Raw genomic sequence first — 8,554 nt, forward strand, 5'->3', positions numbered from 1 at the left:
CTCCAAACCAAATCCCTCCAAACAATGAGGGAACGCCACCGCCGCCGCCATCGCTCGCCGATGACCCGACCATCAAGAGCCTGACCATCAGGCTTGCCGACAATCCGGACGACGCCGGCGCGCTCTACCGGCGTGGACAGGTCTATGCCAGCAAGGGGGCCTATACCCTCGCCATCAAGGACTTCGACGACTCGCTGCGGCTCAATCCGAAAGACGTCGAGGCCTACAACAACCGCTGCTGGGCCCGCACCGTGATCGGCGACCTGCAGTCGGCGCTGCGGGATTGCAACGAGGCGCTCCGGCTGCGCCCGAACTTCGTCGATGCCCTCGACAGCCGTGGCCTTGTCAACCTGAAGAGCGGGCAGGCCAAGAACGCGATTGCCGATTTCGACGCCGCCCTGAAGATCAATCCGAGGCTGACCTCGTCGCTGTACGGGCGGGGCCTTGCCAAGCAGCGCAACGGCGCGGTTGCAGAGGGCGAGCTGGATATCGCCAATGCGAAGGCCATGGATCCGAATATCGTCAAGGAATTCGCGGGTTACGGCGTACGTTGACGATTTCTTGAGGGGAGAACGGGCGCGGCCTCGAACCCTAGGGGCGGCAGCGGAGACATAGCAGGCAGAGCCGCGGCCGAACGGGGATGATGTGGGCCGGCGACTGACCGGCAAATCCGTTGGAACCACGCAACGCGGCGCAGGAGGGACTGGCAATGTGGAAATTCTCTCGGTCGAAAATCTCTGGAAGCAGCATTCTGACGGCGATCCTTTCGCTTCTGACCATTGGCGCCGCGCTCTCGATCGGCGTCGCCAAAGCCGCCGATGATGTTACCGAAGATCAGATCCTGCAGGCGCTGGCGCCAGCCAAAAAACCCCTGACCCGAGGCCTGTCGATGGGGCCGCAGACCCAGACCGATCCGGCAGCGGTCGCCGCCGAAGGACGCTTCGTGCAGACGCTGCGCAACCGGCCCACGCGCTCGCTCTCGCTGTCCGAGCGCGAAGAAATCGCCACCATCGTCAAGGACAAGCCGAAGATCGATCTGGAGATCAACTTCGACTACAATTCGGCCGATATCAGCGCCAAGTCGCTGCCCTCGGTCCAGGCTTTGGGGCGGGCGCTTTCCAATTCCGACCTGAAGGGCTCGACCTTCGTCGTCGCGGGCCATACCGACGCCGCCGGCGGCGAGGCCTACAATCAGGACCTTTCCGAGCGCCGCGCCGACTCGATCAAGCGTTATCTGGTCGACAAATTCGGCATTGCCGGCACTGACCTTGTGACCGTCGGATATGGCAAGACCAAGCTCAAGGACCCGGCCAACCCGCTGGCGGACGTGAACCGCCGCGTCCAGGTCGTGAACATGGAAAACAAGGCCACCGCGTCGAAGTGAACGGTATGGCCGGGGTAAAGTTTTGCAAGCGAAGTGCGTCCCGCGCCCCCCGCGGGACGCTTCTGTCTGTCATACTCTCCGTCATTCCGGGATGGTGCGTCAGCACCGGACCTCAGATGCGCGATTGCGTAGCGGGGAATCTCGAGATTCCGGGTAGGATGCTTTGGCATCGCCCCGGAATGACCGTCTCAAGAGTTTAAGTCTGGATTGATCGCGCGATGACGCTTTCCGAATACCTCAAGCCTGCGTTAGCGGTGGCCTGTTTCGCGGTCCTGGGCGGTGCTTGGTACTGGTTTGAGCACCGCTCCCACCCCGAGGAGAAGGAAACGCCCGGCACCGCTCTGGTCATCGTCACGAAATCCACCAATGCCTGCTTCTCGGACCTGGTGCGGGTCACCGGATTTGTGGTGCCGCGCCGCGAAGCAGTGGTCGGCGTCGATCTGGAGGGATCCAAGGTTTCCGATCTGTTGGTCCGCGAAGGCGAGATGGTCACCGACAACCAGGAGCTGGCGCGGTTGACCCCACCGCCGGCGCAGCCGGCCGCCCCGGGTGGCGGCGCAAGGCCGGCCTCGCAGACCTCGCTGCGCGCGCCGGCGGCCGGGCTCGTGACCCAGGTCAACACCGTCGTCGGCGCCCCGGCCTCGCCGCAGGCCGGGCCGATGTTCCGGATTGCCGTCAACAACGACATCGACCTCGATGCCGAAGTGCCCGCGTTCCACATGATGAAGCTCAATCCCGGCGCGACGGTGCGGATCAGCCGCGACAACGGCCCGGATATCGTCGGACGCGTCAGGCTGGTTTCGCCGCAGATCGATCGCGCCACCCAGCTCGGCCATGTCAGGATCACCCTGACCAGCAATTCCTCGCTCAAGATCGGCATGTTCGCCCAGGCCAGCATCGACGCCAAGCGCAGCTGCGGGGTCGCGATCCCGCGCACCGCCATTGACCATCTTACGGTTCAGGTGGTCAAAGGAAATACGGTTGAGACGCGAAAAGTCCGGGTTGGCCTGGTGTCCGACACGTCAACGGAAATCCTCGAGGGGCTCGACGTCGGCGAAATCGTCGTGGCCGATGCGGGCTCTTCGCTGCACGACGGCGACCAGATCAAGACCATGTTCGCCGAGGACCTCGATCGAACACGGGTACGCTGATGGCTCTCAATATCTCGGCATGGTCGATCCGCAATCCGCTTCCCTCTGTCGTGTTTTCGATCATCCTCTTGGTGCTCGGCTGGGTCAGCTTCACCAAGCTTGCGGTGACCCGCCTGCCGAGCGCCGACATCCCCGTGATTTCGGTTGCGGTCTCGCAATTCGGCGCGGCGCCGGCCGAGCTTGAATCGCAGGTTACCAAGACCATCGAAGACGGCGTGTCCGGCGTCGAGGGCGTGCGGCACATTTCATCGTCGATCACCGACGGGCTATCGCTGACGACGATCCAGTTCGCGCTCGAGACCAATACCGACCGCGCGCTGAACGACGTCAAGGACGCCGTCACGCGGGTGCGCTCCAACCTGCCGCAAAACGTCAACGAGCCCCTGATCCAGCGCGTCGACGTGATCGGCCTGCCGATCGTCACCTATGCCGCGATCTCGCCCGGCAAGACGCCCGAGCAGCTGTCCTATTTCGTCGACGACGTCGTCAAGCGCGCGCTGCAGGGCGTGCGCAACGTCGCCCAGGTCGAACGTATCGGCGGTGTCGAGCGCGAGATTCTGGTCTCGCTCGATCCGGACCGGCTGCAGGCCGCGGGGCTCACCGCGGTCGATGTCAGCCACCGCCTGCGCGGCACCAATGTCGATCTCGCCGGCGGCCGGGCCGAGATCGGAAAGAACGATCAGGCGATCCGCACGCTGGCCGGCGCCAAGACCCTCAACGATCTCGCCGGAACCATGATCAGCCTGCCGGCCGGCGGCGAAGTGCGCCTCGACGATCTCGGCACCGTCACCGACACCATCGCCGACCGCCGCACCTTCGCCCGCTTCAACGGCGAGCCGGTGGTGGCGCTCGGCATCAAACGCTCCAAGGGCGCCAGCGACGTGGTGGTCGCCGCCGCGGTGCAGAAGCGCATCGACGCGCTGAAAATCGCCCACCCCGACGTCGACCTCAAGCTGATCGACACCTCGGTGGAATTCACCAAGGGCAACTACGAGGCGGCGATCTCGACCCTGTTCGAGGGCGCCATTCTCGCCGTCATCATCGTGCTGTTGTTCCTGCGCGATATCCGCGCCACCATTATCGCCGCGATCTCGCTGCCGCTGTCGATCTTCCCGGCATTCTGGGCGATGGACATTCTGGGATTTTCGCTGAATCTCGTCAGCTTCCTCGCCATCACGCTATCGACCGGTATTCTCGTCGACGACGCCATCGTCGAGATCGAGAACATCGTGCGCCACATGCGGATGGGCAAGTCGCCGTATCGCGCCGCCCTTGAAGCCGCCGACGAAATCGGCCTCGCCGTCATCGCGATCTCGCTGACCATCATCGCGATCTTCGCGCCCGCAAGCTTCATGTCGGGGATCGCCGGGCAGTTCTTCAAGCAGTTCGGCATCACGGTTTCCGTGCAGGTGTTCTTCTCGCTGCTCGCCGCGCGCTTCGTCACGCCGGTGCTGGCCGCCTATTTCCTCAAGGACCATCCGCATGACGCCCCCCCGCCAGGGCGCGTGCTGCAGACCTACACGCGGCTCGTGACCTGGTCGGTGAAGCACTACTTCGTCACCGTGCTGATCGGCTTTGGCATCTTCGCTGCTTCGATCTGGAGCATCACGCTGCTGCCGCAAGGCTTCCTGCCGGCGCAGGACACCGCGCGCTCGCTGCTGGCGATGGAGCTGCCGCCGGGATCGCAGCTCGCCTATACCGAGAAGGTCACCGAGGAAATCGTCGCCCGCCTGCGCAAGCGCCCCGAGGTCAAGAGCGTGTTCGTCGACGGCGGCCGGGTGCCGCCGGGCACCTTCGAGGTGCGCCGCGCCGCGCTGATCATCAATTACACGCCGAAGACCGAACGCAAGATCACCCAGCGCAGGCTCGAGCTTGAGATCAGCCAGGAGCTCGAAAACGTTCCCGACATCCGGTTCTGGTTCCTCGACGAAAACGGTCTGCGCGCAATCTCGCTGGTTGTGACCGGCGCGGACAGCAACATTGTCAGCAACGTCGCCAGCGAACTGGCCAACCAGATGAAGCGGATTCCGCTGATCGCCAATGTGATTTCCGAGACGTCGCTCGACCGGCCCGAGCTGCGCGTCCAGCCGCGGGCGGATCTGGCGGCACGGCTCGGCGTCTCCACCGAAAGCCTGTCGGAGACTATTCGCGTCGCCACCATCGGCGACGTCGGCCCGGCGCTCGCCAAGTTCGACGCCGGCGACCGCCAGGTGCCGATCCGCGTCCAGCTCGAGGACGGCGCGCGCGGCAACCTGCAGGTTCTCGACCAGTTGCGGGTGCCGCTCGGCGGCGGGCGCGGCGGCGTGCCGCTATCGGTGGTCGCCGACATCAAGCTTGATCAGGGCCCGACCAGCATCAACCGCTACGATCGCGAGCGGCAAGCCACCGTGGCGGCCGACCTCGTCGGCACCGCGGCGCTCGGCGATGCCACCAAGAAGATCTACGACCTGCCGGTGATGAAGACCCTGCCCACGGGCGTGAAGGTGAACCCGTCCGGCGACGCCGAAAGCCTGAATGAATTGTCGGCGGGCTTTGCCACCGCCATTACCGCAGGCCTGATGATGGTCTACGCGGTGCTGGTGCTGCTGTTCGGAACCTTCCTGCAGCCGATCACCATCCTGTTCTCGCTGCCGCTTTCGATCGGCGGCGCGATCGTGGCGCTGCTCGTGACCGGCAAGCAGCTCACCACGCCAGTATGGATCGGAATCCTGATGCTGATGGGCATCGTGACCAAGAACGCCATCATGCTGGTGGAATTCGCGGTCGAATCGATCCGCGAAGGAAAGTCGCGCGAAGAAGCCATCATCGACGCCGGCATGAAGCGCGCCCGTCCCATCGTCATGACCACCATCGCCATGGCCGCCGGCATGATGCCCTCGGCGCTGGCGTTCGGCGCCGGTGGCGAATTCCGTTCGCCGATGGCGCTGGCCGTGATCGGCGGGCTGGTGTTCTCCACCGTGCTGTCGCTGGTGTTCGTGCCGGCGATGTTCATGATGATGGACGACGTCGGCGCCTTGTTCTGGCGCTTCGGCAAGAAGCTGCTGGCGTCCAGCGGCGAGGGCGAACACGGCGCGACGGCGGATCACGCCAGCGATCACAAGCCAACGCCGCCGAGCGTCGTGCATTCGCCCGCCGCGGAGTGAGGGGCGCCGTGGGCCGCCCTCACTGGATTTTCAGCCTCGCGAAGATCATGTAGCTCCTCGGGTCGCCATAGTCCGACTTCAAGGCATCGGGGATTCCATAGCGGCTGACGAGCGCGCCGAGTCCGAACTTCATGTTCTGGGTGTGGACGAAGTCATAGATGCCACCTACCGAAACCTTGCTGACGGTGTAGACCGGCTGCAGCGTTACCGGACCCATGACCATTTCATCCCGCTCCAGCAGCTCGTCGTTCTGGACGCGCTCGGCGCGGGTGAACAGGGTGATGCCGTTCTTGAAGATCAACTCGCTCTCGGCGAGGTAGCCATCCAGGGTGTTGCCCGGGGTGTCGTATTTGCGGCCCCACGCCAGCGTGGTCGCCCATAGATCACCCGCGTTGAACGGCTTCGTATAGGAAAGCGAGGCGGTGAGACGGTTTTCATCGACCGTCGGCATCAGCTGTTCCGGGGAGGTGATGTGCCCCCAGGATATCTGCATCGAAAGTTCCCGGGTCGGGTTCCAGCTTGCGCGGGCGGAGTAACTGTCCAGCTTCGGCGGCTCGATGTCGTAACGGAATTGATCGGGCTCGCGGCCGCGAAAGGCCGATACCTCCAGCTTGATGGTGTCGAGAACAATGCCGGCGGTGACAACGCCGAACGAGATATGCGTGCTATCCAGCCAGTGGTGGGTGATCGGCGCTTCCGGATTATCCAGACCGCTGACCCGGTGCATGAAGGCCGTGGGGCCGAGCGCAGGTTCCCCGGGCAGGCCCGCGTAGAGGAACACGCTGGACGTCTTCGCCAGCTGATACGAATAGGTCGCAGCCAGTTCCATGAACAGGTCGTGTGGATGCTGGCGGTCGACCAGCGGGGTCCGGCCATCGGCGGTTTCGCCGGTCGCCAGCAGAAGCGGATAGCCGCTGGCGCCCATGAACGGATCCGGTGACAGCATAGCGCGCAGGCCGAACGTGCTGGCCTCGACCTCGCGCTGCGCCATCGCCATCACCATGCCGCTGACAAACGTCTTGGTGTCGCCGCGCGGACCGCCCTGATTGTCGTACACGCCGTTGAACAGCGCGTGCCACATCGTCATCCAATCCCCGTATTGCGCGTGGATGCCTTCATGCGGCGAGGTGTCAGGCTGCCAGCTTGTCCCCGACCCCTCGCGGCCCATGCCATACGGGCCGAGAAATCCTTTCATCTCGTGACCGTCGTGTCCCATGCCGTGATCCATGCCGGGCATGGTCTCGTGAGACATCGAATGCTTGTCTGGGGCGGGCTTTTTCTTCCTGGCCTTCGGCGGCTTCTTCGCAGGCTGCTCGTGATGCATATCTGAATGATCCTGGGCCGCGGGCTGCTCATGGTACATCTGCGAATGATCCTGGGCAAATGACGGACGCAAGGCGAAGGGCGCAACCAGAAGCGCAAAGCCGGCGGCCCGCGCGACAACGCGCGGAGTGAGTTTGATCATCGCGGTTCTCGCCTACTCATTCCGCGCCACCGCCGTCAGCTTGGTCATGTTCTGCAGCAGGATGCGGCCGCGCTGCAGATCCAAAATGCCGTCCTTGCGCCAGAGCTGCAATTGGCGGTTGACGCTTTCGCGCGCGGCGCCGACGAACACGCCGAGCTGCTCCTGCGAGATGTGCACCTCGGAACCGAAATCGGACGCCAGCGCGCACAGCCTCCGCGCCAGGCGAACCGGCAGCGGCTGCAGCACCGATTCCTCCATCCGCTCGCTCATCCAGCGGATGCGCTGGCACAACAGCATGATCAGCTTGACCGCGACGCGCGGCTCGCGTTCGAGATGGCCGAGGAAATCCTCCCTGCGCAGCACGAACAATTCGGTCGGCTCGCCGGCGGCCGCGTCCGCGGTGCGGCTCTGGCCGTCGAGCACCGCGACCTCGCCGAACAGATCGCCCGGCCCGAGAAAATTCAGCGTCAGCCGGCTGCCGTCGGAAGCGCCGGTCTCGATCCGGATCTGGCCGCGGCGCACCCCGAACAGGGCGTCGCCGGCGTCGCCCTTCTGGAACAGCATCTCGCCGGCATCGAGGTGCTGGGTGTGGCAAAGCGCCGAGATCCGCCGCAATTCGTCGGCGCCGAGATCCGCGAACATCGGATTCATCTTCAGAATAACCGCAAATTCGGCCTGTTTGCTCATTGCAATGCCGTCCAACAAAAACTTGAAATCAATCGCCGGAGATCGCCATGCCCGAAGTGTGTCATAAGTCACATACTTTTGCAGCACCCCCGGACTATTTTTGGGCGGCTTTGAGCCACTTCCCGTTTCCGGGATAGAATTGAAGGCCACGCCGGAGCTACCGGCCTGGCCAAACCCGACGCCGTTTGCCCGGCCTGGAATGTCGACATGAAAGCCTTGAAAATCGTCAGCGCCGCCATCGCCGCCATCCTCGTTGTCGCCGCGCTGCTGCTGATCGTCGGAGTGCCGTCGGGCTTCCTGACCTCGGCGATCCAGAACCGCGTCGAGCAGCAAACCGGATACCGGCTGACCATCGCGGGCTCGACCAGGATCGGGCTGTGGCCGTCGCTGAATGTGACGATCCATGACGTCACGCTCGAGGCGCCGAAGGACCGCGACGACGGCAATCGCCTCACCGTCGGCAGCATCCAGGCCGACATCACGCTGGCCAGCCTGTGGTCGGGCCGCCCCGAGATCACCGAACTCGTCATCGTCCGCCCGGTTCTCAACGTGCCGCTGCTGCGCGAACGCAAGCCGGCGCCCAAGGCGGCTTCCTCCGGGCCCGCGGCTGCTTCGCGCGAGGCCGATTCCGATGCGCCCATGGTCCAGCGCATCACGGTGACCGACGGTACGGTGGCGTTTTCCAACCTGCGCGATCACGTCGACAACCGCATCGAAGGCATCA

At 64.4% G+C, this 8,554-nt stretch carries 7 protein-coding genes; 5 read left to right on the forward strand and 2 right to left on the reverse strand.

The annotated features are described in order from the left end of the window. The 4 genes from E8A46_RS03925 to E8A46_RS03940 form a co-directional block, all read left to right on the forward strand. Nucleotides 1-554: tetratricopeptide repeat protein (locus E8A46_RS03925; protein WP_291557738.1), on the forward strand; the 554-nt coding region annotated here is incomplete at its 5' end. A 155-nt stretch (nt 555-709) separates the two neighbouring features. After that, nucleotides 710-1,384 carry an OmpA family protein gene (locus tag E8A46_RS03930; protein WP_291557741.1) on the forward strand — a complete coding sequence of 225 codons (675 nt, stop codon included), beginning with the start codon at nt 710-712 and terminating at the stop codon, nt 1,382-1,384. 218 nt (nt 1,385-1,602) lie between these two features. Further along, nucleotides 1,603-2,535 carry an efflux RND transporter periplasmic adaptor subunit gene (locus E8A46_RS03935; protein WP_291557742.1) on the forward strand — a complete coding sequence of 311 codons (933 nt, stop codon included), beginning with the start codon at nt 1,603-1,605 and terminating at the stop codon, nt 2,533-2,535. Beyond that, complete coding sequence (locus E8A46_RS03940; RefSeq protein WP_291557744.1) at nt 2,535-5,678, forward strand: efflux RND transporter permease subunit; 3,144 nt, start codon at nt 2,535-2,537, stop codon at nt 5,676-5,678. The genes E8A46_RS03935 and E8A46_RS03940 overlap by 1 nt, the downstream gene beginning before the upstream one ends. Nucleotides 5,679-5,697: 19 nt before the next feature. On the opposite strand, the gene E8A46_RS03945 is transcribed toward E8A46_RS03940, so the two are convergent. Then, nucleotides 5,698-7,143, reverse strand: a complete 1,446-nt coding sequence (locus E8A46_RS03945; protein ID WP_291557747.1) for a hypothetical protein — start codon at nt 7,141-7,143, stop codon at nt 5,698-5,700. 12 nt (nt 7,144-7,155) lie between these two features. Next, nucleotides 7,156-7,830, reverse strand: a complete 675-nt coding sequence (locus tag E8A46_RS03950; protein ID WP_291557750.1) for a Crp/Fnr family transcriptional regulator — start codon at nt 7,828-7,830, stop codon at nt 7,156-7,158. A gap of 207 nt (nt 7,831-8,037) precedes the next feature. Here E8A46_RS03950 and E8A46_RS03955 point away from each other — a divergent pair. Continuing rightward, a partial coding sequence (locus E8A46_RS03955; RefSeq protein ID WP_291557753.1) for an AsmA family protein occupies nt 8,038-8,554 on the forward strand: 517 nt, incomplete at its 3' end.

This window comes from Bradyrhizobium sp. (assembly GCF_004799445.1).
Lineage (GTDB): Bacteria > Pseudomonadota > Alphaproteobacteria > Rhizobiales > Xanthobacteraceae > Bradyrhizobium.